This window comes from Actinoplanes sp. NPDC048796, assembly GCF_040650035.1.
Taxonomy (GTDB): domain Bacteria; phylum Actinomycetota; class Actinomycetes; order Mycobacteriales; family Micromonosporaceae; genus Actinoplanes.
On sequence record NZ_JBEZGO010000003.1, the window covers coordinates 822,298 to 848,786 of the forward strand.

Sequence of the window (26,489 nt, forward strand, 5' to 3'; positions counted from 1 at the left end):
GGCCCGTGTGGGCCGCTGCCCGCCGCGTACGTCCCCCGGGTCGAACGCCGCGGTCAAGTCGGCGGCTGGAGCGCGCCGCCGCGGGCGATCGCGCTCTGCCGTATGTCGGGGTGGATTTCGGGGAACTGAGCGTCAGACCTTCGCCGTCTCCAGCGGTGGCGAGGAGGGTGGGGGTGATGAAGGCGCGGGGGAGCGGTCGAGCCGGAAGGCCCTTCGCAGCCGGTCGATCCAGGGCGCGTCGGGGCGGTTGAGCGTGCCGCCGTCCGGGTCGTCCGCGTAGTTCTGGCGTACCGCGTCGAGGTCCGGCTTCCAGATCTCGCGCACCACCAGGCCACACAGGACGGCCACGGTGACCAGGCGCAGGGTGGAGGCCAGCACGAACGTGCCCTCGGGGATCACCGGCTTGCCGCCCGCGCCCAGCAGTTCGGCGTAGAAGGCCGTGAAGTACGCGAACTCCGCCACCGTCCACGCGATGATCGCGCCCCACTTCGGGCGGGCCAGCACGATCAGGGGCAGCAGCCAGAGGACGTACTGCTGGGACCAGACCTTGCTGGTCAGCAGGAACGCGGCGACCACCAGGAAACTGAGCTGGGCGAGCCGGGGGCGGCGCGGTGCCAGCCAGGCCAGTACGGCGATGCCCGCACAGCAGAGCGCGAACAGCGCGTACGACACGTAGTTGAGGGTGGGGACGTGGTTACCCAGCCACTGGAACGGGCCCTGATCGCCCGGAGTGCCGGCGAACCACTTGCTGTCCAGGTAGCGCCCCACGTACCAGAGGGTGCCCCAGTCGATCGGGCGTTCCTCGTTGAGCCGGAAGAATCTCAGCCAGCTTTCCCGGTACCACCAGAAGACCGGGAAGTTCACGACGACCCAGGTGAGCGCCGTGGTCGCCGCGGCCCAGCCCCATGATCGCAGCGCCTTGGACCGCAACGCCAGCAGGAACAGTGGGCCGATGATGAACAGCGGCCACAGCTTCGCCGCCGCGCCCAGCCCGAGGAAGACACCGGCCCAGGCCGGATGCTTTTTCGCCCAGAGGTACAGACCGACCGCGGCCAGGCCGATGGCCAGGAAGTCCCAGTTGACCGTCGCCGTGAAGAAGAGGATCGGGGACACCGCGAAGATCGCCGCGTCCCAGGGGCGGCGCCGCCGCAGGGCGAGGATCACCGCCGCGGTCACCACCGCCAGCGCGGACAGCACGAACGCGTTCACGTTGTAGAACCAGGTGCCCTGGTTGATCTCGGGATGCGATTTGCCGTACGCGTGCACGGGCAGCCCGAGCGCACCCATGAAGTAGCCGGTGACGACGGGGTATTCGACCGGGTGGTCGACGTAGGGAACCTTGCCCTCGTTGAGGCCTTCGGCGTAGTAGAGCGCGAGCACGTCGGTGTAGCAGAACCTCGTGTACTGGACGTTCTGCTGCCAGTCGCCGCTCTGGCAGGGCGATTTCTGCACCCAGGAGAAGGCGAGGGTCAGGCACGTCAGCGCGAGGATGATGCGGGTGGCCGTCCAGAACCGCCCGGGCCGGTTGCCGGGCCGGACCGCGTGTGAGCCGAGCGGGCCGCCGATCGCCTGGGAGAGGCCGCGCACGAAGCCGTCCGAGGTCGCCGGCGCGCTCGGCTGGTCGGTGCGGTCGATGTCCTCGGGCGGTTGCGTGCTCATGTCATGGCATCATGCCGTACTCGGGCGTCCGCTTTGGTCACGACCTACTGGCAATATCGCCCGAAACCGGAGATGAACGAAGCCGGCGCGCACCCTGTGCGGGTGCGCGCCGGCTTCGTGCGCTTCACGGGCTCAGACCGCTAATCCTCGCCCTGATTGGTCGGCAGGTTCGTATTACCGCCGTTCGGGCCGTTGCCGCCGTTGTTGTTGCCGCCGCCGGGGTTCCCACCGCCGTTGCCGGGTCCGCCGTTGTTGTTGCCCCCGTTGTTGCCCCCGTTGTTGCCGCCGTTGTTGTTGCCGCCGTTCGGCTGCTGGTTGTCACAGCCGAAGATGCCGCCGAGGGGGCAACCCTGGTTGGGATCGGTCTGCTGGACCGGCGGGGGCGGGGGCTCCTGGCCGTTGGCGTAGGGGCTGTCCGGGTTACCGGTCTCGACCCGCTTCGGGAAGTCCTCGTTGTCCCACTTCATCGCCTCGGACGCGGCGTCGAGGAACTTCTTCCAGATCTTGGACGGCGTGCCCGCGCCGAACATGTCCTTCTTGCCGTCTTTGAGCTCGACCTTGTTGTTCTTGCCGCCGACCCAGACGGTGGCCGCCAGTTGCGGGATGCCGCCGACGAACCAGGTGTCACCGCTGCCGCCGTTGAACTCCCAGGTACCACTCTTGGCGATCGACTCACGGCCGTCCTTGAGGTCACGGTCGTCCTCTTCGACGATCTTGGCCATCACGCCCTGAAGGTTCGACATCTGGGCCTCGTCGAAGACCCGCTTGCCGGCCACCTTCTGCTTGTTGATGATCGTGACCTTGCCGGTCTCCGAGTCGACCTTGCGCACTTCCTTGATGAAGTGGGCGTTGTTGTGGATACCGCCGGCGACGATCGTGGCCACGCCCTCGGCGTGCTCGAGCGGCGGGACACGGTACTGGCCGAACGCGACCTCGTTGTCGAAGTTCTTCTTCCAGGTGGACGCGTTGGTCTTGGTCAGGTCGACGGCCGCGCCCTTGTCCGGGAACATGTGCTGCACACCGGCGTCGACGGCGGCCTGGATGACCTTCTCCCGGCCGATGGCGTCAGCCATCCAGTAGAAGGCGAAGTTGTACGACCGGATCGTGGACGTCTCGAGATCGCAGTACTTGATCTTTCCGCCACAGACCTTGCCCGGCGGGGCATCGGCGTTGTTGATCTCCTTGCCGTTCGGCCGGACCTTGGAACCGTCCCAGGTCGTCTTGAAGGAGATGTCCTCCTTCAGACCGGCCGCCAACGTGTAGATCTTGAACGTCGAGCCCGGCGACTGCCCACCCGTGACCTTGAGGGACTGGCCGTCCATGTAGCCGCCGTAGTCGAGACCGTTGGGGTCGTCACCGCCGTAGTAGCCCATCACGCCGCCCGTTTTCGGGTCGATGCCGATCACGGCCGCCTGGTACGTGGCGGGCTTCGCGTTCATCGGCGAGGTCTCGCTCTTACGCGAGCCCGCCTCCTCGGCCGCCTTCTGCACCGCGGGGTTGATCGTGGTGGTGACCGTCAGGCCACCCTTGTCGAACTCCTGCGGGCTGATGCCCATCTCGGCCAGCTCGGCCCGGACGTGCCGCATGACCACGCCGACCGGGCCGCTGGTGGCACTGTTGCCGCCGGCCTTGGCGATCGGCTTGACCTTGGGGTACTTGCGGGCGTCGTACTCCGCTTGAGAAATCCAGTTCTTCTCAAGCATGTTCTTCATCGTGTATTCCCACCGGTCAATGGCGGCGGCACGGTTGTAGTTCGGGTCGTAGCCCTTGTGCCCGTTGCCGGGCTCGGGCTCCGGCTGCTTGATGATCGAGGCGAGCACCGCGGCCTCGTACGGCGTGATGGCGTTCTTCTGCCCGGCCGGCGTCTGCACCGACTTGCCGAAGTAGCCCTGCGCCGCGGCCTCGATGCCGTACCTGCCCTCACCCAGATAGATGTAGTTCAGGTACATGCCCATGATCTGGTCTTTGTTGTACTGGCTCTCCAGCTTGCGGGCGATCACGGCCTCGCGCAGCTTGCGGTTGATGCTGATCGCCTTGAGGTCGGCGGCGTGCCGCGCGTACTGCTGGGTGATCGTCGACGCGCCCTGCGTCGCGCCGCCGGTGAAGTTGTTCCAGGCGGCGCGGACGATGCCCTTCATGTCGATGCCGTGGTGGTCGTAGAAGTTCTTGTCCTCGGCGGCGGCGACCGCGTGCTCCACGATCTTGTTGATCTTCGCCTCGGGGACCACCGTGCGGTTCTGCTCGCCGAGCTTGGCGATCGTCTGGCCGTTCGAGTACTTGATGACGTTCGACTGGTCCTCGCTCACCGGCGGGGGCAGGTCGACGTCGTCGAAGAAGTAGGTGCCACCCACGACGCCGGCGCCGAGCAGGATGACCATGACGGCGGCCGCGGCGGTGAGGATGTTGGTGCGGCGGCGGCGCTTGGCCGCCTTGGACTTGTCCTTGCCGCGACCGGACCGTCCGCCGCCGATGGCGCCCTCGTCGCCGGGCGGGGTGCCGGGTGGAGTGCCGACCGGGCGGACCGCGGCGCGGGCCGTGGCGCCCGCCGCGCCGACACGGGCCGCTCCGACCGAGGCGCTGCCCACTGACGCGCTGCCCACTGACGCGCTGCCGACCGACGCACTGCCCACCGACGCGCGGCCCGGAGTGGCGTTGCCCACAGAGGCACTGCCCACCGACGCGCTGCCCACCGAGGCGCGGCCGGCCGAAGCCGACCCGACCGAGGCGCTGCCGGCGACCGAGGCGCGGCCCGGTGCGGCCGAGCCGACCGAGGCGCTGCCGGCCACCGAGGCCCGGCCACCAGTGCCGCGGCGGTAGGCGTCCGGCGCTGGGCGAGCCGAGGCGGAGTACGAAGATGACTGGTCGTCGTCAGGCGTGGAGCCCGCAGACCCGGGCACTTGGGCCCGGGCACGCGGAGACTGCGAATCGCCGTACGAGTTCATGCGGTCACACCTCGGTCGCGGGGGCGCACACAAAAGGAGCCCTGGAGGGGCCCCCTGCGGTTGCGCCACGAGCGGACGATATGGGCTGCGTACCGGCAGCCGCCCTGTCGGATGTCGTGAATGACCGAACATGGCGCTGGATGCGCGGTTCGGTCGGGGTCGTGCTCACGGTAGCCGGATCGATCCACTTCATCGGCGGCCGTCCCAGCCGGGGAACGACGATCCTGGCTCGCGGTGGCGGCCCGCGGCGGCCGAGACCGCGACGGCCTCGACCTGATCAAGCTCGTCGGCGGTGAGCGCGTCCCGGCCCAGGAGGTACTGCTGGGTCAGGTGATTCCACGCGCAGGACTGGCACACCTCTACGACGAACACCTGGAACTCACGCAGCGTCATCGCCAGGACCGGCAGCTCGGCGAGCTTACGGGCCTGGCCGGCGGACTGCTTGAGCTCATCGCCATAGATGTAGTGCACGAGTGTCAGGTTGTCGCGGCGGCAGATCGGGCAGCGGTCGTCGGTCGGCTCGCCATGGAATCGAGCAGCGCTTTTCAGGTACGGCGAGGCATCGCAGACTTCGAGCGTCCCGATCTTGCCGTTGTGCACGTCACGCAGGACTGCCCGCTTCTGTAGCGAGTAGTCCACCACCTGCCGCTGCGTGCGCATGGCGAAGAGAGTACGCGGTCGGACGGGAAGCGGCGATATCCATCACGGAGCGTGGCGTGGCGGTGGCTCACTCGTGAACAGCTTGCACAGTTCTGCCGACGGATCTACGGTAGCGATGTATCGGGCCGATACATCGGGACATGGGGGAGGGAGAGCCAATGTTGGAACTGGCGATTCTCGGCCTCCTCCAGGAGACCCCGATGCACGGATACGAGCTGCGCAAGGAGCTCGCCACCAAACTCGGCACGATCCGCGCCGCGATCAGCTACGGCACGCTCTACCCGACGCTCAAGCGCCTGAAAACAGCCGGCTTCATCACGGAATCAGCATCCGATCCGTCGATGATCCCCCCGATGACCAGCAAACGGGGCCGGGTTGTTTACAAGATCACGGCGGACGGCAAGGAACGGTTCGCCGATCTCCTCGCCCAGGCCGGCCCGGAGACGTACGACGACGCCGGTTTCGGAGTTCACTTCGCCTTCTTCTCGCGGACCGACCGCGCGACCCGGCTGCGGATCCTCGAGGGTCGCCGCCGCCGGATCGAGGAACGCCGGGAAGGCCTGCGTGACGTGCTCTCGCGTGCCGCCGGCCGGCTCGACGCGTACACCCTCGAACTGCAACGCCACGGACTCGACGCCTGCGAGCGCGAGGTCCGCTGGCTGGAGGAGCTCATCACCAACGAGCGCTCCGGCCGAGCCCCGGCGGCCTCCGCCGGGTCCTTCGACATCCCCGCCACTGAGCAGTCACCAGCGCCAGTGTCCGGGTACGCACCCCTGGAAAAACCGCGTCCGCATCAGGACCGGCCGTGATGAACAAGGAGGCAAACGCGATGGGCTCCGTCCGCGTCGCCATCGTCGGTGTGGGTAACTGCGCCTCGTCCCTCGTGCAGGGCGTGGAGTACTACAAGAACGCCGACCCCAACGACCGCGTTCCGGGTCTCATGCACGTGACCTTCGGCGACTACCACGTCTCTGACGTGGAGTTCGTCGCGGCGTTCGATGTGGACGCCAAGAAGGTCGGCATGGACCTCTCCGACGCGATCAACGCCAGTGAGAACAACACCATCAAGCTGACCGACGTGCCGCCGACCGGCGTCAGCGTCCTGCGTGGACCGACCTTCGACGGTCTCGGCACGTACTACCGCGAGATCATCGAGGAGTCCTCGGTCGAGGCCGTCGACGTCGTCCAGGCGCTGAAGGACGCGCAGGTCGACGTGGTCGTCTCCTACCTGCCGGTGGGTTCCGAGCAGGCCGACAAGTTCTACGCCCAGGCCGCGATCGACGCCGGCTGCGCCTTCGTCAACGCGCTGCCGGTGTTCATCGCCTCGAACCCGGAGTGGGCGCAGAAGTTCACCGACGCCGGTCTCCCGATCGTCGGCGACGACATCAAGAGCCAGGTCGGCGCCACCATCGTGCACCGCGCGCTGGCGAAGCTGTTCGAGGACCGCGGTGTCGAGCTGCTGCGTACGTACCAGCTCAACTTCGGCGGCAACATGGACTTCATGAACATGCTGGAGCGCAACCGCCTGGTCTCGAAGAAGATCTCGAAGACCCAGTCGGTGACCAGCCAGATCCCGCACGAGATGGTCAAGAGCGACGTGCACATCGGCCCGTCGGACCACGTGCCGTGGCTCGACGACCGCAAGTGGGCGTACATCCGCCTCGAGGGCCGTTCGTTCGGTGACACCCCGCTCAACGCCGAGCTCAAGCTCGAGGTGTGGGACTCCCCGAACTCGGCCGGTGTCATCATCGACGCCGTCCGCGCCGCGAAGATTGCCAAGGACCGCGGCATCGGTGGCCCGATCCTCTCGGCCTCGTCCTACTTCATGAAGTCCCCCCCGGTCCAGTACAACGACCACGACGCCAAGGAGGCCGTCGAGGCCTTCATCCGCGGCGACATCGAGCGCTGACCAGCACCACCAGCTGTTGGTAAGGCCGGCCCGCGTCTGCGGGCCGGCCTTTGCTGTGTCAGCCCCAGGCACGGGCCAGGGCGACCCTGGCCTCCAGCTCCAGGAGCCGGCGTTTTCGGTCGAGGCCGCCGCCGAAGCCGACCATCTTGTTGCCGGCGCCGACGACCCGGTGGCACGGGACGATGACCGGGATCGGGTTGTGGTTGCAGGCCGTCCCGACGGCTCGGGCCGCTCCGGGGTCGCCGAGGGCGGTGGCGATCGCGCCGTACGTGATCATCTCGCCGTAGGGGATCGCGGCGATCTCGGCCCAGACGGCCCGTTCGAAGTCGGAGCCGCCGCGCAGCTCGAAGGGCACTGTGAAGTCGGTCAGCTCGCCGGCGAAATAGGCCCGCAGTTCGGCCAGGGCCGGGTGGTCGCCGGACGGCCCCGGGCGCGCCGCGAAGCGGACGTTGACGACCGTGTCGCCCTCGACCACGACGCCGAGCGGCCCGATCGGTGAGTCGATGACGTACATGGGCCCCATTCTGCGCCCGGGGTACGACAACTTGAGAAATCCATGCAAGCCTTTCCGGCCGCCGGGCGTCATACACACCGGAGGTGGCGAGTGCAGCAGTCGCTGGAGGCGGAGTTCAACGCGTTCGTCGCGGAACGGGGGCAGGTGCTGCTCCGGATCGCGCACGCGCTGACGGGGGATGGCCGCGCCGCGGAGGACCTGGTGCAGGGGGCGCTCGCGAAGGCGTACGCCCGCTGGCCGCGTATTCACGGTGACGCCGAGGCCTACGTACGGCGGATCATCTACAACGACCGGGTCTCGGGCTGGCGGCGGGCCGGGCACGGCCGGGAAGTCCCGATGGCCGAGGTGCCGGACCGGCCCGGCGCCGAACATGACATGGCCGAGCGGGTGGCGCTCCGCGAGGCCCTGATGAGCCTGCCCGCGCGGCAGCGAGCCGTGCTGGTGTTGCGCTATCTCGAGGACCGCACGGTCGAGGAGACCGCCGAGGTGCTGGGCTGCCGGCCGGGGACGGTGGCCAGCCAGTCCTCCCGGGCGCTGGCCAAGCTGCGGGACAAGATCGGCACGAGCACGTGGCGGATGGAGGCCTCTCGATGAACCTGGAGGAAAGCGTGCGCGCCACCGTCAAGGACCTCGCCGCGAGCGCCCCGATGCCGCTGGACCTGGCCGGCGCGGCGCGGCGGAAGGGTCGCGGGATCCGCCGGCGCCGCCAGGCCGGGGTGGCCCTCGTGGTGATGGCGCTGGCTGTCACCCCGTACGTCATCGTCAAGCAGCACCAGGCGCAACCCGCGCCGGTCAGCCCGACCCCGGCGCCGACCGCGATCCGGCGGACCGCCGCGCCGCAGAACTGGACGACGGCGCCGCTCAAGCTGCCCGGCGGCGCCGTCGTGACCGCGGTGACCAGGACCAACGTCGGGCAGGACAACCCCGCCGGCCGTACGCTGCCGACGGGCAACGTGGTTCTCGACCGGGCGACCGGGCGGTACGTGGTGCTCAAGAACGACTACTACACGGTGTGGGGCGCGCCGAAGAAGAACCGCGGTGTCGTCAGCGACGGCGGCGGCGGGCTCGGCCTCATCCGGGCGGACGGCGGGATGAAGTGGGTGCGGGTCGCCTACACGCTCGACCCGCAGTGGTCGCCGGACGGCACCCGCCTGCTCGCCTCGACGCTCAAGGGCTACACCGTGATCGACGCGGTTACCGGCCGGATGACCCGGCACTCGGTACCCGACGCCATGGCGGTCTGCCCGGACAACTGCTTCTTCACCTGGCTGCCGGACGGCCGAAGCGTCGCCATCGCCCGGCGTGATCTGTCGGCCGCGCAGTCGGAGGAGGTGGCCGACCGGGTCGGCGAGGTCGCGATCTACGACGTCGCCACGGGTAAGCAGGTACGCACGTTGCCCGTGCCCGGCGTGCCGGTCAGCGGGAACGCCTGGTCGCCGGACGGCCGCCGGGTCCTTCTGGAGGCGGCCGAGCTGGGTGGGACCGGGCGGCGGATCGCCGACACGACGACCGGAAAGATCGTCAAGGAGATCCCCGACTCGAACGTGCGGTTCCTGCCGAGCGGGCAGATCCTCGGCCTCACCGACAAGTTGGCGACCCTGTACGACCCGAACGGCACGGTCGTCGAGGTCATGACGCTTCCCCGCGACTTCAGGTACCGCTCGGTCAGCGCCGGGGTTCCCTAGCCCGGCAGGTGCCCGTTGTCGCGGGCCCACTTGTAGAGCTCGGCCTCGGCCTCGTCCCGCGTCAGCGGGCCGTTGTCGAGGCGGAGCTCCTTGAGGTGGCGCCAGGCCTGGCCCACGACCGGGCCGGGCGGCACGCCGAGCAGCTCCATGATCGCGTTGCCGTCGAGGTCGGGGCGGACCCGGGCCAGGTCCTCCTCGGCGGCGATCCGGGCGATCCGCTCCTCCAGCGCGTCGTAGTCGGCCGCCAGGTTGGCCGCCTTGCGCCGGTTGCGGGTCGTCACGTCGGAGCGGGTGAGCTTGTGCAGGCGCTCGAGCAGCGGTCCGGCGTCGGTCACGTAGCGGCGTACCGCCGAATCGGTCCACTCGCCCCGGCCGTACCCGTAGAAGCGCAGGTGGAGGCCGACCAGCTCGACCACGTCGGACGTGACGTCCTTGGGGTACTTCATGGCTTTCATGCGCTGCTTGGTCAGGCGGGCGCCGACCACCTCGTGATGGTGGAAGCTGACCCGGCCGTCGCGGCCGACCGCCTTGGTCGCCGGCTTGCCGACGTCGTGCATGAGCGCGGCCATCCGCAGCACGAAGTCGGGACCCTCGTCGCCCTCGAGCCGCATGGCGTTCATGACCACGATCAGCGTGTGCTCGTAGACGTCCTTGTGCTGGGCGTGCTCGTCGATCTCCAGCTTGAGTCCGGAGATCTCCGGGATGAACCGGTCGGCCAGGCCGGTGTCGACCAGCAGCCGCAGCCCGGCGATGGGGTCGGCGCCGCACATGAGCTTCGTGAACTCGTCGCGGATCCGCTCCGCGGTGATCCGGTCGAGGTCGGCTGACATTTCCGTCATGGCGGAGATGACCGCTTCATCCACAGTGAACTGCAGCTTGGCCGCGAAACGCGCGGCGCGCAGCATCCGAAGTGGATCATCACCGAAGGACTGGGAGGGCGCGGCCGGCGTCCGGATCACCTTCGCGGCGAGATCGTCCAGGCCGCCGTACGGATCGGTGAACTCGTGCCCGGGCAGCGACACCGCCATCGCGTTGATCGTGAAGTCGCGCCGTTCCAGGTCGTCGAGCAGGGACGTGCCGTACTCGACCACGGGGTTGCGGGTGACCCCGTCGTACGCCTCGGCCCGGAAGGTGGTGATCTCGAGCCGCAGACCGTTCTTCTGGATGCCGATCGTGCCGAACTCGCGCCCGGTCTCCCAGATCGCGTCGGCCCAGCCCTGCACCACCGCCAGGGTCTGCTCGGGCCGCGCGTCGGTGCAGAAGTCGAGATCGTCACCGAGACGGCCGAGAAGGGCGTCCCGCACCGATCCGCCGACGAGATGCAGCTCGTGGCCGGCGGCGCCGAAGCGGCGCCCCAGCTCGTCCGCGAGTGGGGACACACGGAGCAACTCGGCGACCGCGCTCTGCTGGGCGGAATTGAGAACAGACATGGGGTTACCAGGGTATCCGGATTAGCAGAGCGAGGTGACAGCGGGCAGGATAGGCCGGTGCCCGTTTCCGAGGCGCTCCGCCGCCTGGCCTTGGACCCACGGTTCTGGACGGGCGAGAGCGCGACCACCGACGACCCCGGCCAGCGCGAACTGCGGGTGACCCTGCCGGTCACCGGAGGGTACGCGCTGGTGCTCGATCTCGACCTCGCCACCGGTGAGCGGACCCTGGGCCTGCGCGGTCCCGCCTCCAGCGAGCCCGTCCAGCTCGGCTCGGCCCCGGCCGACGGCCCCTTTCCGGCCGCGCTGCGCTGGCCGGAACTCGAACTCTGCGCTCGGGTGATCGCCTGGGAGGACCCCACGCTGCCCCATCCGGGCCTGGTGGTGGCCCTGCTGTCGCCCTTCGCGCCGGACGACGACCCCAAGGCCGTCGCGACCCGTCAGGCCGCCTACCGCTCGCTGCGCCGGGACGTGGCCCCGGCCGTGCCCCACGGACCCGAGCAGACACCTCTGCCGCTGTTCGCGAGCGACGACTGGTGGCCCTCGCCGCCGGCCGAGTCGCCCCAGGTCCTCGACGAGGCGACGATCGAGGCGATCACCGAGCCCGACTTCGCTTTCCGCGAGGTCCGCGGTGGGTCACGCTTTCCGGCGGAGTCCCTGGCCGATTGTGTACGCCGGGCCGGTGAGCACCTGCGGCTCGTGCCCCATCAGCAGTGGTACGCCGACACGTGGCAACTCGCCCGGCAGATTCTGGACACCGGTGACCTTCGGCGCATTCCGACCCTGTTGGCTGCGCTGACCGAGGCCGGCTGCGATCATCCGACGGTGCTGGACGCGCTGAGCGAGCCACTGGTGCCGGCCGAAGCCTGCTGGATGGTCGAAACCCTCGCCGGTGCCACACCCGGCGCCCTCTTGGAACGACGGACTTAAGGTACGTACGTGTTGTACGACGGTCGGGAGAAACGGGTGAACAGCGGCCTGTACCGCAGCGCGCACGCGGCGCCGGACGGCGAACCGGTGCGCCCGGAGGACGGCGTCACCGTCATCTCGGTCGAGGAACAGCTGCCCGGGGCGGCCGCGACCGGGGGTGAGGCGCTGCCCAGCGACGACGTCGGCAACACCACGGCGCACAGCGCCATGATGGCCATCGGCAGCTTCGCCAGCCGGATCATCGGCTTCGTCCGCAACGCGCTGATCGGCATCACGCTCGGCAACGTCATCGGCAACGCGTACACCAGCGCCCAGTTCCTTCCGGGCCAGATCTACGAGTTGCTGCTCGGCGGCATCCTCTCCAGCGTCCTCATCCCGCTGCTGGTCCGGCGCCGTAAGGAAGATCCGGACGGCGGGCTCGAGTTCACCCGCAAGCTGCTCACCTTCGCGATCGTCTCGCTGGGCCTGGCCACCGTCATCGTCGTGATCGCCGCCCCGGTCATCACCGCCATCCAGGCCAGCGACGGCAACACGCAGGGATACAAGGACCTGGTCACGCACTTCGCGTACCTGATCCTGCCCATCATCTTCTTCACCGGCCTGTCCGGCCTGATCGCCGCGGTGCTCAACGTGCGCGGCCACTTCGCCGCGCCGACCTGGGCGCCGATCCTCAACAACATCGTCGTGATCGCCACTTGCGGCGCGTTCATAGCCTTCTTCGGCACGGTCAAGGAGGGCGTGAAGCCGGAGAATCTGACCGCCACGCAGATCCTCGTGATCGGCGGCGGCACCCTGCTCGGCATGGTGGCGCAGGCGGTCGGGCTGCTCCCGGCCCTGCGCAAGGTCGGCTTCAGCTGGAAGTGGCGCTGGGACCCCAGGTCGCTGGGCCTGGGCGAGATCGGCCGGCTGGCCGGCTGGATGCTCTGCTACGTCGCGGCCAACCAGGTCGCCGTCTTCGTCGTCGTCCGCATCCTGAACCGGGTCGCCGGCAAGGACAGCGCCAGCGTTCTCGCCTTCAACAATGTGTTCCTGCTGCTCACCATGGCCCACGGCATCATCGGCGTGTCGGTGATGACCGCGCTGCTGCCCAAGATGAGCGCGGCCGCGGCCGACGGCCGCTACGCGGAGGTGAGCGCCGATCTGAGCCGGGCCATCCGTCTCGTGGTCACGGCGCTGGCGCCGATCGCGGTCATCTACGGCGTCTTGGGCGCACCTCTCTCGGTCACCCTGTTCCAGGGCGGCGCCTTCCGTAACAGCGACGCGCTGGCCACCGGAACCGTGCTCGTGGTGGCCGCCTTCGCGGTGCTGCCGTTCTCGATCAGCCAACTCTGCACGTACACCTTCTACTCGCTGCAGGGCAACAAGACGGCCGCCCTGATCAACCTGCCGGTCGTCGCGGTCCGCATCGGCGCCTACATCGTGCTGGCGGAAGTCCTCAGCAGCTCGCTCTCGGCGGCCGGTATGACAGCCGGCAACGGCATCTCGTACGCGGTCTCGGCGCTGATCTCGCTCGCCGTTCTGCGCCGCCGGATCGGCCGGCTCAACCTCGGCTCTCTCGCCGCCGGGCTGATCAAGATCGTTGTCGCGGCCGCCGTCGCCGCCGCCCTCGGCCTGCTCGTGGTGCATTTCCTGCCGGGGGCGGGCTCGCCGTCGGGTCGCGGTGAAGCGCTGATCCAGCTGGCGGCCAGCGGCGCGGTGATTCTGGTGGCCTATCTCGGTGCGGCAACGATGTTGCGCGTCGCCGAGGTCAATCAGGTCGTCGGCATGGTTCGCCGCAAGATCGGCCGCTGAGTTCGGACGGTCCTGAGCTGCGGGTTTTCCTCCAAACGGCGCGGACGATCATCTACAAAGCCGGGCATTTCGCGCTGCCGCGCCGGGGGGACGACCTGCCGCGGCATGGCCCCGGGCGGGTATGGTCGGTGTCGGCATGTGCTCTTTCGCACGCTGTTGTTTCAGGCGAACACTGTTGTCTTGAACGAGCACGGTTGTTTCGAACGAGCGCTCGCACCCAGCACGGTCCCGTGCGTCGAGCACTGAGGAGGACGGGTGACCCAGGTCGGCGAAGGCCATGAGACCGCGGCCGATGCGGACGGGCCGGTCATGACCTTTGGTGCTCCCGCGGCCGGAGAGGTGCTGGCCGAGCGCTACCGCCTCGAGGAGCACGTCAACAACGACAGTGCCGGCCGTCAGGTCTGGCGCGGCATCGACGTCATCCTCCGGCGCCCGGTCGCGGTGGTGCTGCGGTACCCGGGTGGCGACTCCGCCTCCGAGATGCTCCAGGCCGCCGTCGACGCCAGCCGGGTGATACACCCCAACCTGGTCGGCGTCTACGACGCGATCGACGAGGGCTCCCGGTCGTACGTGGTTCGTGAGTGGGTCGACGGCGAGTCGCTGCGTGAGCTGGTCGCCTCCGACGGCCCGCTCGATCCGGCCCGCGCCACCAGCATCGCCCACGCGATCGCCGACGCGCTGACCGCCGTGCACGCCACCGGCATGGTGCACGGCAACGTGCACCCCGGCACCGTCCTGATCGGCGACGACGGCCGGGTGGTCCTGGCCGACGCGCGCGCCGACTCGGCCGACGACGTCGAGGGCGATGTCCGCGCGGTCGGCGGCATCCTCTACTTCGCGCTCACCGGCCACTGGCCGCGGACCGAGGTCGGCGACTCCACGCTGCCCGACGCGAGCCGCGACGCCAGCGGCAACCCCGCCGCCCCCCGCCAGCTCCGCGCCGGCGTGCCGGCCTACCTCGACGACCTGACGATGGACCTGCTCGACCGTCGCGTGGCCGCTCCCGAGGCCGACGCGCTCACCGCCGAGCTGGCCCGGCTCGACGCCGCCGAGGACGAGTACGAGGACGTCGGCCCCCTGCGCTTCGCGCAGAACACGACGACCGAGCCCGTACGCAGCACCCCCAAGATCTTCCTCGGGGTGGCCGCGCTGGTGGTCATCGCGGTGGTCGGCCTGGTCTTCGGCATCCGTGCCATCACCTCGTCGAACGACCCCGACCCGTCGAACACCACCCAGGCCAACGCCGGCGCCGACAGCGGCGCGACCGGCGGCGACGAGCAGACCCCGGCGCCCCAGCCCAAGAAGATCGCGCTCACCGCCGACATGGTGCGCATCGTCGACCCGCCCGACGGTGACCGCGAGGACACCGGCCAGGCGAAGTTCACGGTGGACAACGATCCCGAGTCGGCCTGGGAGACCCAGCGGTTCAAGCAGCCGAACTTCGGCACCCGCAAGCCCGGCATGGGCGTCCTGATCAACCTCAAAACGCCCCGCTCGCTCTCCGAGATCGAGGTCGAGATGTCGCAGCCGGGCGTCACGATGGACATCCGGGCCGGCACGAGCGACCCGGGCGACACGTCCGAGGGCGACGCCAAGATCATGCAGACGTACAAGCGTCTGGGCGACGGCGACACCACGACGGACGGCACGCGCGAGGTCTTCTCGCCCTTCGACCCCAACACCAAGTACCAGTACGTTCTGGTCTTCCTGACCAAGCTGCCCAAGGCCGACGAGGGCGGCGGTTACAAGGTCAGCGTCAACAAGATCGAGGTGTACGGGTACTGAGCGGCTCCCACCGTCTCGACCGGTCCGGTTAGATTGCTCCCGTGACTTCCGGGGACGGTGCCAGCGACGCCGACCTGCTCCGCGCCCACGTCGAGGGCGACAAGCAGGCGTTCGGTGAGCTCGTGCGCCGCCACCGGGACCGGCTGTGGGCGGTCGCCCTGCGCACGATCGGCGACCGCGAGGAGGCCGCCGACGCCGTGCAGGACGCGCTGCTCTCGGCCCACCGCAACGCGGCCCGGTTCCGGGGCGACTCGGCCGTCACGACCTGGCTGCACCGCATCGTGGTGAACGCCTGCCTCGACCGGATCCGCCGACGCCAGGCGCACCCGACCGTGCCGCTGCCCGACGGCAGCCGCTCCGACGACCGCCCGTCCGGGGTGGAACCGGCCGCCCCCGTCCAAGATCATGAGACGGCCCTGGTGGTCCGCGAGGCGCTCGCCGCCCTGCCGGCCGACCAGCGGGCGGCCATCGTCCTGGTCGACGTGCAGGGCTACCCGGTGGCCGAGGCGGCCGAAATCCTCGGGGTGGCGATCGGCACGATCAAGAGCCGGTGCGCCCGCGGGCGAGCCAAGATGGCACTCGCGCTGGGAGACATCGCTCACCCCACCGAGGGGAACCGGGGGGCGTCCACATCCGTCCCATCGGGACCGGCGGCGGAGCGGAGGGACCAGAGGTGACCGGGGCGGCGGAGTTCAGCGGGGTCGACATCGACCTGCTGGCGGACTACATCGGCGGTGCCCTCGAGGGCACGCCGGACGAGTCCGTGGTGTCCACCCTGATCGCCGACGACCCTCGGTGGCGGGCGGCGTACGAGACGCTGGGTGGCCGGATGGCCATGGTCGGCGCCGAGTTGGGCCGGTTGGCGCCCGAGCCGATGCCGGCCGACCTGGCCGCCCGGCTGGACGAGGCGTTCAGCGCCCCGCCGCGCCTCGAGCTGGTGCACGACACCGGGTCCGTACCGAAAAGAAGGCAGCGGCGCTGGGTGACCCCGATCGCCATCGCCGCCGGGGTCGTCGCTTTCGTGGGTTTCGGCGCCGACTACCTGGCCGGCCGTGACAACGCCGCCGACAACACCGCCTCCAGCAGCGCCGCCGGTTCGGCCGAGCAGGCGGCGCCGACGGCCGCCCCGCCGACCCTCTCGAGCGGCACCGACTACACCAAGGCCACCCTCGCGAACGCTCCCTCGGAACCGCTCAGCGCGGCCGCGAACCCGGACGAGACCTTCTCGGCGGAAAAGAACAGCGACCGCGCCGCCGCGGCCACCGCGCCCGAGTTGTCCCGGCTCCTGCCCTTCGCCGCTCTCCAGGAATGCCTCGACGCCATCCAGCGGGCGAACGCGGCCGGCCCCATCGCCGTCGAGTCGGTCGACTACGCCCGTTTCGACGGCAAGCCGGCCGTCGTGGTGCGCTTCACCGCGGGCAACGGCGTCTGGGCCTGGGCCAGCGGCCCGGACTGCGGCTCGCCCGCCGGTGACGCGGACACCCTGGCGCGAGTGCCGGTACGCTGATCAGCCCCGGGTGAGGTCGGACACGACCCACGTGTGGGAATGGTGTGTGCCTAGCATGGCGTTCTAGCGTGCAGTGTCGCCGAGCGGGCATTTCCCGCGGGCGCTGAGCAGACTGAGGAGTCGGCAGTGGACGAGGTCCGTAATCTGATCATCATCGGTTCGGGGCCCTCCGGCTACACCGCGGCGCTCTACGCGGCCCGCGCCAACCTCAAGCCGCTCGTCATCGAGGGTGTGCAGTCCGGTGGCTCGCTGATGACCACCACCGAGGTCGAGAACTTCCCCGGTTTCCGCGACGGTGTCATGGGCCCAGAGCTCATGGACAACATGCGCGCGCAGGCCGAGAAGTTCGGCGCCGAGTTCATCACCGACGACGTCACCCGGGTCGAGCTGACCGACAAGCCGACCGAGGCCGGCACCGAAGGCCTCAAGACCGTCTGGGTGGGCGACAAGGAGTACTTCGCCCGCGCTGTCATCCTTTCGACCGGTTCGGCCTGGCGTCCGCTCGGCGTTCCCGGTGAGCAGGAACTGCTCGGCCACGGCGTCTCGTCGTGTGCGACCTGTGACGGCTTCTTCTTCCGCAACCACAACATCGTGGTGGTCGGCGGCGGCGACTCCGCGATGGAGGAGGCGACCTTCCTCACCCGCTTCGCCGAGACGGTGACGATCGTGCACCGCCGCGACTCGTTCCGGGCCAGCAAGGTCATGCAGCTCCGCGCCCTGAACAACCCGAAGATCAAGGTCGAGTGGAACTCCGTGGTCGAGGAGATCCTCGGCGAGGACGGCAAGGTCAACGGCGTACGGCTGAAGAACATCGAGTCCGGCGAGACCAAGGTCCTCGACGTGACCGGCGTCTTCGTGGCGATCGGCCACGACCCGCGCAGCGAACTGTTCAAGGGCCAGGTCGAGCTCGACGACGAGGGGTACGTCAAGGTCGACCACCCGTCGACCCGGACGAACGTCCAGGGCGTCTTCGCCGCCGGCGACCTCGTCGACCACACCTATCGTCAGGCCATCACGGCCTCCGGCACGGGTTGTGCCGCGGCGCTGGACGCCGAACGCTTCATCGCGTCATTCGTAGAGCTGTAAGACCGGGAGGGTCCTAGTGGGAGCAGGTAAGGCGATCAGCGACGCCACTTTTGTGAGCGACGTGCTGCAGTCCGACAAGCCGGTGCTGGTCGACTTCTGGGCGGAGTGGTGCGCGCCCTGCAAGAAGGTCGACCCGCTGCTGAACGAGATCGCCAAGGAGATGGGCGACAAGGTTCAGATCGTCAGCATCAACATCGACGAGAACCCGGAGACCACCCGGGCCTACCGCGTGATGTCGGTGCCGACGCTGACCATCTTCAAGGGCGGCGAGGCAGTGAACTCGGTCACCGGCGCCAAGCCCAAGAGCGCCCTGGTCAACTTCATCGAATCCGCCCTCTGAGCGATTGACCCGTGCCCCGCGTCCCTCGTGGACGCGGGGCACGGGCGCGTCAGGGGTACTCTCCTCAGAGTCGTTCTTCGTAATAGGGAGTCGCGCGTGCGTTCCATCCGGCGTGGAGACAGCGGCCCGGCCGTTGCCGAGATCCGATCGATCCTGGTCGGGCTGGACCTGCTCACCACGGCGTCGGATGTGTTCGACGACGAGATGGACGAGGCGGTCCGCGCCTTCCAGCAGGGCCGTGGCCTCGGCGTCGACGGTCTGGTCGGCGACGAGACCTGGGGCGCGCTCGACGCCGCCCGCTGGCGTCTCGGCGCGCGCACCCTGTTCCACTCGGTGCCCGACGCCCTGGTCGGCGAGGACGTGCGCACGCTCCAGGAGCGGATGCTCGAGATGGGCTTCGACGCCGGCCGCGCCGACTCGATCTACGGCGCCCGGACGGCCCGCGCGGTGGCCCAGTTCCAGCGTGAGGTGGGCCTCACCCCGGACGGCTCCTGCGGCCCGCAGACCCTCAAGGCGCTGCGCCGGCTCGGCCGCAAGGTCGTCGGCGGCCGCCCGCAGTGGCTGCGCGAGGCCGAGGCGTTCCGGCAGGCCGGCACCAACCTGGTCGGCAAGACCATCGTGATCGACCCGGGCCACGGCGGTGGCGATGACACCGGCGTGGTCGTCCCCGACGGCCCGTTGCGCTGGACCGAGGCCGACCTCGTCTTCGACCTGGCCGCCCGCCTCGAGGGCCGGCTCGCCGCCGCCGGCATGCGGGTCCACCTGACCCGCGGCCCGCACCCCACCGAGCCGATGAGCGGCGCCGACCGGGCCGCGCTGGCCAACAGCCTCGGCGCCGACCTGCTCATCTCGCTGCACCTCGACGGCCACGACAACGAGGCCGCCGACGGCGTCGCGGCCTACCACTACGGCACCGGTAGCGGCCTGAGCTCGACCGTGGGGGAGCGGCTGGCCAACCTGGTCCAGCGCGAGATCGTCGTACGGACCGGCATGCGCGACTGCCACATCCACGCCAAGACGTGGGAGCTCCTGCGCCTGACGCGGATGCCGGCCGTCCGGGTCGATCTGGGTTATCTGACCTCGCCGGCCGACCGCGACCGCTTGGTGAACCCGCTGTTCCGCGAGCAGATCGTCGAGGCGATCCTGGCCGCCGTCCAGCGCATGTACTTCCCGGTCGAGCGCGACGTGCCGACCGGCTCGATCGACGTACGCCAGCTGCGCCTCGCGCTCTCCAACCGGGCTTAGTTCTCGACGGTACGGGTGGCTGTGGCCGGGCGGACCGGCCGCAGCAAGGTCTCCGGGCTCATCGAGCCGAGCAGTTTCTCCAGCGCGTACTCGACGTCGGACTTCCACGACAGGGCGGTCCGCAGCTCGAGTCGCAGCCGGGGGTAGCGCGGGTGCGGCCGTACGGTCTTGAAGCCCACCGAGAGGAAGAAGTCGACCGGAGCGACACAGCCGGCCTGCTTCTCCTCGTCGGCCTCGCCGAATTTCGCGTCGCCGAAGGCCTCGATCGCCTTGACCCCGCGCTTGGTGAGATCACGGGCCACACCCTGCACGAGCATGCGGCCCAGCCCGCCGCCGGCGAAGGCGGCCACCACGTGCGAGGTCATCAGCAGCGCGGCGTCGGCGCTCACCGGCGAGGTCGGAAAGGCCATCGAACGGGGGACGTACGCCGGTGGGGCGTACATCACAAAACCGGCCGGCATGCCGTCGACGTAGGCCAGCTTGCCGCAGGAACCCCACTCCAGCAGGGTCTGCGACACCCACGCTTCCTTCTCGAGCCCCGGGTCACCTGACGCGCACGCGCGCTCCGCCGAAACCGGGTCAAGCTCCCAGAAAACGCACTGCCGGCATGGCCGCGGCAAATCCTCGAGCGTGTCCAAAGTGAGGTTGACCAGGCGTCGTGACACAGTCGTCCCCCTTGAACTCCGTACCCCGATGGGGATCCTACGCCGCAATACCCATGAACGGGACCAGTTGGGGCACCCTGGCCGGTTAACCGAGGGCCTGGAGTGGCGAGCCCGACTACCATCGGAACTCTGTCTCCCAGAGCGAGGTGAGAGCCGCATGACCGGCACAACCCAGGACGACTACACCGATCGCTACGCGCGCCGGGTGCGTGGCATGACCACGTCCGAGATTCGCGCACTCTTCGCCGTGGCCAGTCGTCCCGAGGTGGTGTCGCTCGCCGGCGGCTCGCCCTACATCGCCGCCCTGCCGCTCGACGCGGTCGGCGAGATGCTCAACAACCTCGCCGCCGAGCAGGGCGCCACCAGCCTCCAGTACGGCATCGGCCAGGGCACGATCGAGCTGCGCGAGCGCATCTGCGAGGTCATGTCCCTGTCCGGCATCAGCGGCGCGTCCCCCGACGACGTCGTGGTCACCGTCGGCGGACAGCAGGCGATCGACCTGCTCGCCCGCCTCTTCCTGGACCCGGGCGACGTGGTCCTCGCCGAGGGGCCGAGCTACGTCGGCGCACTCGGCGTCTTCCAGGCCGCCCAGGCACAGGTGAGGCACATCGCCATGGACGACGAGGGTCTCATCCCGGCCGCCCTCGAGGAGGCGATCGCCGAGGTCGAGCGCTCGGGCCGCAAGGCGAAATTCCTCTACACGATCCCCACCTTCCAGAACCCGGGCGGCATGACGCTGACCGACGAGCGCCGCGAACAGGTGCTCGACATCTGCGAGCGCGCCGGCCTGCTGGTGGTGGAGGACGACCCGTACGGCATGTTGTCCTTCGAGGGTGACGCCCCGCGGCCGTTGCGGGCCCGCCGCCGCGAGGGTGTGTTCTACGTGAGCACGTTCTCCAAGACGTTCGCGCCCGGGCTGCGCGTCGGATGGATCCTGGCGCCTCACGCCGTACGGGAAAAGCTCGTCATGATGAGCGAAGCGAATGTGCTGTGCCCCAGCGCGTTCGCGCAGGGCGCGGTGACGCAGTACCTGTCGACGATGCCGTGGCGCGAGCAGATCAAGGTCTACCGCGAGATCTACCGCGAACGCCGCGACGCCCTGCTCGGCGCCATGCGCGACCTGATGCCGGCCGGCACGACATGGACCCACCCGACGGGTGGCCTGTTCGTCTGGGCGACCCTGCCCGAAGGCCTCGACTCCAAGGCGATGATGCCGCGCGCGATCGCGGCCCGGGTGGCGTACGTGCCGGGTACTGGCTTCTACGCGGACGGCACGGGCCGGAGCAACATGCGGCTCAACTACTCGTTCTCGTCGCCGGAACGCCTCCGCGAGGGCATCCGTCGCCTGTCCGGCGTCATGGAGCAGGAACTGGCGATGCGCGCCGTCTTCGGCCCGGCCGCCGCGCAACCGCACCGCCGCCGGGGCACGGCCGCCGCGGACGCCCCCGGCCCCGACTTGGCATGATCTCCTCATGGTTACGGGTGACGATGTGCGCGTGATGGTCCTGGCCGGCGGCCTCTCCTACGAAAGGGACGTCTCGCTGCGTTCCGGCCGCCGCGCGGTGGACGCCCTGCGCGCGGCCGGCATCCAGGCCGAGATGCGCGACGCCGACGTGGCGCTGTTGCCGTCCTTGCAGGAGGACCCGCCGGACGCAGTGGTGATCGCCCTGCACGGCGCCACGGGGGAGGACGGCAGCCTGCGCGGAGTCCTCGACCTGTGCGGCATCCCGTACGTGGGTTGCGACGCCCGCGCGTCCCGCCTGGCCTGGGACAAGCCCTCGGCCAAGTCGAGGCTGCGCGAGGCCGGCATCCCGACCCCCGACTGGGTGGCGCTCCCACACGACCGTTTCTCGGAGCTGGGCGCGGTGGCGGTGCTGGACCGCATCGTCGACCGCCTGGGCCTCCCGCTGATGGTGAAGCCGGCCCAGGGCGGCTCCGGCCTGGGAGCAGCGGTGGTACGCGAGGACACGGCCCTGCCGGCGGCGATGGTGGGCTGCTTCGCGTACGACTCGACGGCCCTGGTGGAAAAGTTCGTCCCCGGCAAAGACGTGGCGGTCTCGATCATCGACCTGGGCTCCGGCCCCGAGGCCCTGCCCACGGTCGAGATCGTCCCCCGGGACGGTGTGTACGACTACGCGGCCCGCTACACGGCCGGCCTCACAACATGGCACGCCCCCGCCCGCTTGTCCGAGTCGGTGGCCGCCCAGGTGGCGGAGACGGCCCTGGCGGCCCACAAGGCGCTGGGTTTGCGAGACCTTTCCCGGGTCGACCTGATCGTCCCGGAGGACGGCGGCGCCCCCCAGGTCCTGGGCATAAACGTCTCCCCGGGCATGACGGAGACGTCGTTGCTCCCCTTGGCAGTCCAGGCCGCCGGCCAAGACTTGGGCCAGATCCTGTCCACACTGGTCGAGCGAGCCGTAGCCCGCGCAGCTGCCTGACCTACCCGCCGAAGCACACTTCAGAAGGCCGGCCCGCGGTGGCCGGCCTTCAACGTCTTCGCGGAGCCAGTCCAGCGAGCCCATCCTCGTTCTGCTGCTCGCGCATCTCTGAGGAGCCCAGCTCCGCCGCCCTCTGAGCGGTGCAGCTACGCCAGCCCTCCGCCCGCGACCCGCACCCTCGAAATGACAGAGACCTTAGTTCTGCCCCCGCCTCTTCCTTTTCCGTCTTCAGAGCTTGGCCGGGCGACTGTGTCCTCAAGGGACGCGGCCGCCGGCCCACCCGCACATTCTGATCAGGAAGCAGAGGGCGTCTGGGCCTGGGGGTTCTGAGTAGGGATCATCGGCGGCTCTTCGCCAGACTCGAATTCGACGTCACCGAGAGTTGCAGGGCGACCGCCTGTAGGACCTTCACCGTAGGACGCGCCGCCGTAGAGATCCGCAGTATCGCGTTCGGCGGTGCGGAGGTCGGCCGTGTCGCGGTCGCCGGAGGCTCCGTCGTTGAGTTCACCCGCATCGGAACCGCCGCCTTCAGTTCCTCCGCCCAGGGAACCTCCGCCACCAGAACGGCCGCCACCGGCCCCTCTACCAACGGACCCACCGCCCTCGGAACCGCCGCCGCCATGCGGTCCGCCATCAGACCTTCCGCTAACGGGACCGGCGGCACCAGGCCCTCCGCCAACGAGGCCGCCGCCATCGACCCCTCCACCATCAGGCCCTCCGCCGTCAGGCCCTCCGCCATCAGGCCCTCCGCCATCAGGCCCTCCGCCATCAGGCCCTCCGCCATCAGGCCCTCCGCCATCGGGGGAGAGGTTGATGGTTGAGGGGGACTCCCATTTGATGTGCGCCGGCTCGGCGATCGCCTTGCCACCGAATTCCGCGAGCCAGGCGGCGACGAGGGCAAGGTTTTCGTGCCACTCGTGCTCCGGGATGACGGGCAGGATGTCGTCCCACAGTGAGAGGAAGGTGCCCCGCAGCTGAAGGCGACCGTAGGGCCGCGCCAGGAACCACATGTGGAGATGAGCGGAGCCATCGCCCCAGCGATTGACGTGCACCCGGGCAACACCGTCGAGCGACCGAATGGCGCGCTCCAGGCGAACAGTCATCACACCAAGTTCCGCCGACAGAAGGTTCGGCAGATCTCCCAGATCCAGATGCGATCGGCACTCCAAAATCACCACGACGGGCAGTCCCGTCGGACGGTCCATCGCACGCACCCGCCAACGTTCACTGACCCAGATGTACGCCTCATCCGGCGTATTGCAGGCAACGCAGTCGGCCGCGTCTTCGCCGGCCCGCGGAGGTTCCACCTCAACCGGAGCGGCCAGCGGCTTGACCCGCATATCGCCCTCGAACGGAAACGAAGGCCAACGAGTGAAGCCAGGCAGAGGGACGGTGTTGTCGGGCACGAGGGAACCTTAGCCGAGGCCAGACCCACTGTCCCGGGTCAATTTTCGCGACCTGTGGACGACACGCGCCCACCGTCGCGCGCCACCCGACGTAGATCGTCGTCACCATCCGTGGGCACCACAGCACCAGAAAAGTTATCCACAGAAGTTATCCACAGGCCCTCCCGTTTCACGTGAAACACGACGTCGCAGGCTTGCACCCCCTGTGGATACCTAAGCAGAGAACCCACAGCACATCGGCCACGTTTCACGTGAAACGCAGCCCCCACTCGTCGTCAACAGGCGTTACGCACAGGGTGTGGATAACTTCGTAACCACAACCCGGAGCCCCTCCCGCATCCGTCTGACCGCCAGCGCACCACGTGAGTCGTTGCCGGCTCCAGTCGACCAGCGACGCCCTCAGAAGGTGAATCCTCATCAGGTCTAGACATCGCCGACGATGGAAGATCGGTGACACAGCCCTCCGTGGGTCGGCAGGTACGACCGCTCCAGCCCCGAGCAGCTACCACCCCGTGCGGGGGTCTCAGCCAAGAATTCCTTGAACGGCCACGACGAAGCGTGCCGAGCGTCGGCCACCTCCGAGAAGCGCGGGACAGGTGATACCGGCGAGCTGACCCATCTACTACGCCTCGAGCTGGTTTGAGGAAGACGGCGACGGTGACCGCCTCCGGCGAGTCAGGGGTGCCTGGGCCTTATCGCGCGCATTCCGCTTTGCCTTCTTGGCCGTCGCTGTTTCCTCCAGCGCCTTCCCTCAAGGCCACCTAAGCCACCTGTCACGGACAATGCAGCCACGCTCCTATCCACTCCCAAGCGGGCCTGCCCCACATCGCTCAGCGGTCAACACGGCACCTCGACGGCCGGCGGCCTATGTAGCTGTCAGAGCAAGCCGATCGTCGCCCGGCACCGCTCGAAGTGCTGGATCTACCCGGTCCCATATCGCATCTACTGAGCCGTGTACCGCTGACTTCTTCCGGAGTGACAGCAGCAATCCCGCTATTTCCTGCCGCAGTCGTCGTAGACCTGCGGCCGAGCAAGCTTGAACCACCCACAGCTCTAGCCGCCCCTCCGTCTAGCGCATCATCCGCTCTAAGTTCGAGGACATCACTCCAGCGGCGCCGAGGGCTTAGACCGGACCTCCGTCACCGCACCGGCCGCACGGCCGCTGTCTTGGACCGCAGACCGAGCCGCTACGCCTACTCGGATGTGCGGGACCTGGCCGACGAGCACGTCGAGCCGGGGGAGCCGGAGCTGGTCGCCCCGACATACCGCCGCCCCATTGCCAAGCCTTACGTCTCGAAGCCGGCCGCAGGTCCGCCGGGATGACCGCACGTCGCCGACGGCCTCGCCTTGTTCCGGTTCGACGAACCGCCAGCAGGGTAGGCGTTGGCCTGACGCCAAGATACGACCCGATCCGCGACACGCAGATCCGTGAAGGGCTTCCCGCCACGAAGACGTCCCAACCGCAATTCGGCGTGTTCGTCATTCCCCTCTCGGCCTTAGGACGCGACCTTCGCTCCGGAGATCTGTTCCCTGATGGTCCCGTCGAGCACGGACCTCAACTTTGGGGCCGCCACAGCCGCCACTGCAGTACGGCTCAGGCCGACCTCTAAGTTTTCACCGCTACCGCCCGCTGCTGCCTCGATCAGCGCCCCACAGCCGACGACGCAGCGGCGGCCAATTGTCAACGAGCTTCAGAGCGCGCTACGCACAAGTCCAGGCGGCATCACATATGGAAGGCACCCCTCGCCTCGACTCGTCGGCAGAATGGCTCGTCCAGCCCTAGCCACAGACCTTCGCATTACAGCGGGATACCTGTGACAGGAGTGTTGGGGCCGGCGATGGGCGGTCCGAAACTTAGGGGACCGACTGACTACGGGTTCGCGAAGCGCGATCGGTTCTGGACCGCCGACGGCAACTTAGAGGCGTCAGTCGAGGCCAAACAGGGTGGGCCAACCACACCGTCAACATCGTTCGTGGCGCTTACCGGGAGCCCTTCAGGTAACGGCGATCCCAATGACCAGCCAATGACACACGGACACAAGGTCTTCTAACTCGCAGCCGGCTTGCGTCGCTCGAGGATTTCTACCCCGCCTCCGGTGCGTAGATTCGGTGCCCGGAGGGAGATCTAATTGGCTGACTCGAGATCACTGAGCCCGTCGAGCGTCACTGACAACTAAGGTTTCACGTGAAACCGCTCCCGGCTCCTGGCTCCTGGCTCCTGGCTCCTGGCTCCTGGCTCCTGGCTCCTGGCTCCTGGCTCCCGGCTCCCGGCTCCCGGCTCCCGGCTCCAAGCTCCCGGCTCCCGGCTCCCGGCTCCCGGCTCCCGGCTCCCGGCTCCCGGCTCCCGGCTCCCGGCTCCCGGCTCCCGGCTCCCGGCTCCCGGCTCCAAGCTCCCGGCTCCAAGCTCCAAGCTCCAAGCTCCAAGCTCCAAGCTCCAAGCTCCAAGCTCCAAGCTCCAAGCTCCAAGCTCCAAGCTCCAAGCTCCAAGCTCCAAGCTCCA

General features: G+C 69.0%; 23 protein-coding genes. 16 read left to right on the forward strand and 7 right to left on the reverse strand.

The window, feature by feature from the left end; genetic code table 11:
- Nucleotides 1–132 precede the first annotated feature (132 nt).
- Together AB0C26_RS17545 and AB0C26_RS17550 are read right to left on the reverse strand one after the other, a co-directional pair.
- Nucleotides 133–1,659, reverse strand: a complete 1,527-nt coding sequence (locus AB0C26_RS17545; protein WP_360247904.1) for a glycosyltransferase 87 family protein — start codon at nt 1,657–1,659, stop codon at nt 133–135.
- A 140-nt stretch (nt 1,660–1,799) separates the two neighbouring features.
- Entirely contained in the window at nt 1,800–4,259 is a 2,460-nt protein-coding gene (locus AB0C26_RS17550) for a transglycosylase domain-containing protein (RefSeq protein ID WP_360247905.1), read from the reverse strand.
- 52 nt (nt 4,260–4,311) lie between these two features.
- Between AB0C26_RS17550 and AB0C26_RS17555 the strand changes: the two genes are divergently transcribed.
- On the forward strand, nt 4,312–4,476 hold the full coding sequence (locus tag AB0C26_RS17555) for a hypothetical protein (protein WP_360247907.1): 165 nt from the start codon (nt 4,312–4,314) through the stop codon (nt 4,474–4,476).
- Nucleotides 4,477–4,790: 314 nt separating this feature from the next.
- On the opposite strand, the gene AB0C26_RS17560 is transcribed toward AB0C26_RS17555, so the two are convergent.
- Nucleotides 4,791–5,261, reverse strand: coding sequence for a DUF5318 domain-containing protein (locus AB0C26_RS17560; RefSeq protein WP_360247909.1), 471 nt, complete (start codon nt 5,259–5,261; stop codon nt 4,791–4,793).
- Between the two features lie 158 nt (nt 5,262–5,419).
- Between AB0C26_RS17560 and AB0C26_RS17565 the strand changes: the two genes are divergently transcribed.
- Both AB0C26_RS17565 and AB0C26_RS17570 read left to right on the forward strand, forming a co-directional pair.
- A complete protein-coding gene (locus AB0C26_RS17565) occupies nt 5,420–6,070 on the forward strand; it encodes a PadR family transcriptional regulator (protein WP_360247911.1) in 651 nt (216 codons plus the stop codon).
- Nucleotides 6,071–6,090: 20 nt separating this feature from the next.
- Nucleotides 6,091–7,170, forward strand: coding sequence for an inositol-3-phosphate synthase (locus AB0C26_RS17570; protein WP_360248303.1), 1,080 nt, complete (start codon nt 6,091–6,093; stop codon nt 7,168–7,170).
- A 58-nt stretch (nt 7,171–7,228) separates the two neighbouring features.
- On the opposite strand, the gene AB0C26_RS17575 is transcribed toward AB0C26_RS17570, so the two are convergent.
- Nucleotides 7,229–7,684 carry a methylated-DNA--[protein]-cysteine S-methyltransferase gene (locus AB0C26_RS17575; RefSeq protein WP_360247913.1) on the reverse strand — a complete coding sequence of 152 codons (456 nt, stop codon included), beginning with the start codon at nt 7,682–7,684 and terminating at the stop codon, nt 7,229–7,231.
- 90 nt (nt 7,685–7,774) lie between these two features.
- On the opposite strand from AB0C26_RS17575, the gene AB0C26_RS17580 reads away from it, so the two are divergent.
- Both AB0C26_RS17580 and AB0C26_RS17585 read left to right on the forward strand, forming a co-directional pair.
- A complete protein-coding gene (locus AB0C26_RS17580; protein WP_360247915.1) occupies nt 7,775–8,278 on the forward strand; it encodes a SigE family RNA polymerase sigma factor in 504 nt (167 codons plus the stop codon).
- A complete protein-coding gene (locus AB0C26_RS17585) occupies nt 8,275–9,369 on the forward strand; it encodes a hypothetical protein (protein WP_360247917.1) in 1,095 nt (364 codons plus the stop codon). Before AB0C26_RS17580 ends, AB0C26_RS17585 begins: the two co-directional genes overlap by 4 nt.
- Here AB0C26_RS17585 and AB0C26_RS17590 read toward each other — a convergent pair.
- Complete coding sequence (locus AB0C26_RS17590; RefSeq protein ID WP_360247919.1) at nt 9,366–10,799, reverse strand: CCA tRNA nucleotidyltransferase; 1,434 nt, start codon at nt 10,797–10,799, stop codon at nt 9,366–9,368. The genes AB0C26_RS17585 and AB0C26_RS17590 overlap by 4 nt on opposite strands.
- 57 nt (nt 10,800–10,856) lie before the next feature.
- On the opposite strand from AB0C26_RS17590, the gene AB0C26_RS17595 reads away from it, so the two are divergent.
- From AB0C26_RS17595 to AB0C26_RS17630, 8 genes are all read left to right on the forward strand, one after another.
- Complete coding sequence (locus AB0C26_RS17595; RefSeq protein ID WP_360247921.1) at nt 10,857–11,726, forward strand: hypothetical protein; 870 nt, start codon at nt 10,857–10,859, stop codon at nt 11,724–11,726.
- Nucleotides 11,727–11,762: 36 nt separating this feature from the next.
- Nucleotides 11,763–13,517, forward strand: coding sequence for a murein biosynthesis integral membrane protein MurJ (murJ, locus tag AB0C26_RS17600; RefSeq protein WP_360248305.1), 1,755 nt, complete (start codon nt 11,763–11,765; stop codon nt 13,515–13,517).
- 255 nt (nt 13,518–13,772) lie between these two features.
- Nucleotides 13,773–15,302 (forward strand): protein kinase family protein, encoded by a 1,530-nt coding sequence (locus tag AB0C26_RS17605; RefSeq protein ID WP_360247923.1) that lies wholly within the window; start codon nt 13,773–13,775, stop codon nt 15,300–15,302.
- Between the two features lie 41 nt (nt 15,303–15,343).
- Complete coding sequence (gene sigM, locus AB0C26_RS17610; protein ID WP_360247925.1) at nt 15,344–15,979, forward strand: RNA polymerase sigma factor SigM; 636 nt, start codon at nt 15,344–15,346, stop codon at nt 15,977–15,979.
- Nucleotides 15,976–16,809 (forward strand): hypothetical protein, encoded by an 834-nt coding sequence (locus AB0C26_RS17615; RefSeq protein WP_360247927.1) that lies wholly within the window; start codon nt 15,976–15,978, stop codon nt 16,807–16,809. Before sigM ends, AB0C26_RS17615 begins: the two co-directional genes overlap by 4 nt.
- A 126-nt stretch (nt 16,810–16,935) precedes the next feature.
- Nucleotides 16,936–17,895 (forward strand): thioredoxin-disulfide reductase, encoded by a 960-nt coding sequence (gene trxB / locus AB0C26_RS17620; protein ID WP_360247929.1) that lies wholly within the window; start codon nt 16,936–16,938, stop codon nt 17,893–17,895.
- 16 nt (nt 17,896–17,911) lie between these two features.
- Complete coding sequence (gene trxA / locus AB0C26_RS17625; protein WP_360247931.1) at nt 17,912–18,235, forward strand: thioredoxin; 324 nt, start codon at nt 17,912–17,914, stop codon at nt 18,233–18,235.
- Nucleotides 18,236–18,331: 96 nt separating this feature from the next.
- Nucleotides 18,332–19,480, forward strand: coding sequence for an N-acetylmuramoyl-L-alanine amidase (locus tag AB0C26_RS17630; RefSeq protein ID WP_360247933.1), 1,149 nt, complete (start codon nt 18,332–18,334; stop codon nt 19,478–19,480).
- Here the strand turns inward: AB0C26_RS17630 and AB0C26_RS17635 are convergent.
- The gene (locus tag AB0C26_RS17635; RefSeq protein WP_360247935.1) at nt 19,477–20,145 is read right to left on the reverse strand and encodes a GNAT family N-acetyltransferase; all 669 of its coding nucleotides are present in this window, start codon (nt 20,143–20,145) and stop codon (nt 19,477–19,479) included. The two genes, AB0C26_RS17630 and AB0C26_RS17635, sit on opposite strands and share 4 nt — an antisense overlap.
- A 157-nt stretch (nt 20,146–20,302) precedes the next feature.
- Between AB0C26_RS17635 and AB0C26_RS17640 the strand changes: the two genes are divergently transcribed.
- Entirely contained in the window at nt 20,303–21,610 is a 1,308-nt protein-coding gene (locus AB0C26_RS17640; RefSeq protein WP_360247937.1) for a PLP-dependent aminotransferase family protein, read from the forward strand.
- A 7-nt stretch (nt 21,611–21,617) separates the two neighbouring features.
- Nucleotides 21,618–22,583, forward strand: coding sequence for a D-alanine--D-alanine ligase (locus AB0C26_RS17645; protein WP_360247939.1), 966 nt, complete (start codon nt 21,618–21,620; stop codon nt 22,581–22,583).
- A gap of 293 nt (nt 22,584–22,876) precedes the next feature.
- Here the strand turns inward: AB0C26_RS17645 and AB0C26_RS17650 are convergent, their stop codons facing one another.
- Complete coding sequence (locus tag AB0C26_RS17650; RefSeq protein ID WP_360248307.1) at nt 22,877–23,968, reverse strand: hypothetical protein; 1,092 nt, start codon at nt 23,966–23,968, stop codon at nt 22,877–22,879.
- 1,188 nt (nt 23,969–25,156) lie between these two features.
- On the opposite strand from AB0C26_RS17650, the gene AB0C26_RS17655 reads away from it, so the two are divergent.
- Nucleotides 25,157–25,312 carry a hypothetical protein gene (locus AB0C26_RS17655; RefSeq protein WP_360247941.1) on the forward strand — a complete coding sequence of 52 codons (156 nt, stop codon included), beginning with the start codon at nt 25,157–25,159 and terminating at the stop codon, nt 25,310–25,312.
- Nucleotides 25,313–26,489 lie beyond the last annotated feature (1,177 nt).

Coding starts and splice junctions, on each gene's coding strand:
- AB0C26_RS17645 (WP_360247939.1), top strand. CDS start 21,618: ATGGTTACGGGTGACGATGTGCGCGTGATGGTCCTGGCCGGCGGCCTC.
- AB0C26_RS17560 (WP_360247909.1), bottom strand. CDS start 5,261: ATGCGCACGCAGCGGCAGGTGGTGGACTACTCGCTACAGAAGCGGGCA.
- AB0C26_RS17570 (WP_360248303.1), top strand. CDS start 6,091: ATGGGCTCCGTCCGCGTCGCCATCGTCGGTGTGGGTAACTGCGCCTCG.
- AB0C26_RS17640 (WP_360247937.1), top strand. CDS start 20,303: ATGACCGGCACAACCCAGGACGACTACACCGATCGCTACGCGCGCCGG.
- AB0C26_RS17565 (WP_360247911.1), top strand. CDS start 5,420: ATGTTGGAACTGGCGATTCTCGGCCTCCTCCAGGAGACCCCGATGCAC.
- AB0C26_RS17545 (WP_360247904.1), bottom strand. CDS start 1,659: ATGAGCACGCAACCGCCCGAGGACATCGACCGCACCGACCAGCCGAGC.
- AB0C26_RS17575 (WP_360247913.1), bottom strand. CDS start 7,684: ATGTACGTCATCGACTCACCGATCGGGCCGCTCGGCGTCGTGGTCGAG.
- AB0C26_RS17590 (WP_360247919.1), bottom strand. CDS start 10,799: ATGTCTGTTCTCAATTCCGCCCAGCAGAGCGCGGTCGCCGAGTTGCTC.
- AB0C26_RS17585 (WP_360247917.1), top strand. CDS start 8,275: ATGAACCTGGAGGAAAGCGTGCGCGCCACCGTCAAGGACCTCGCCGCG.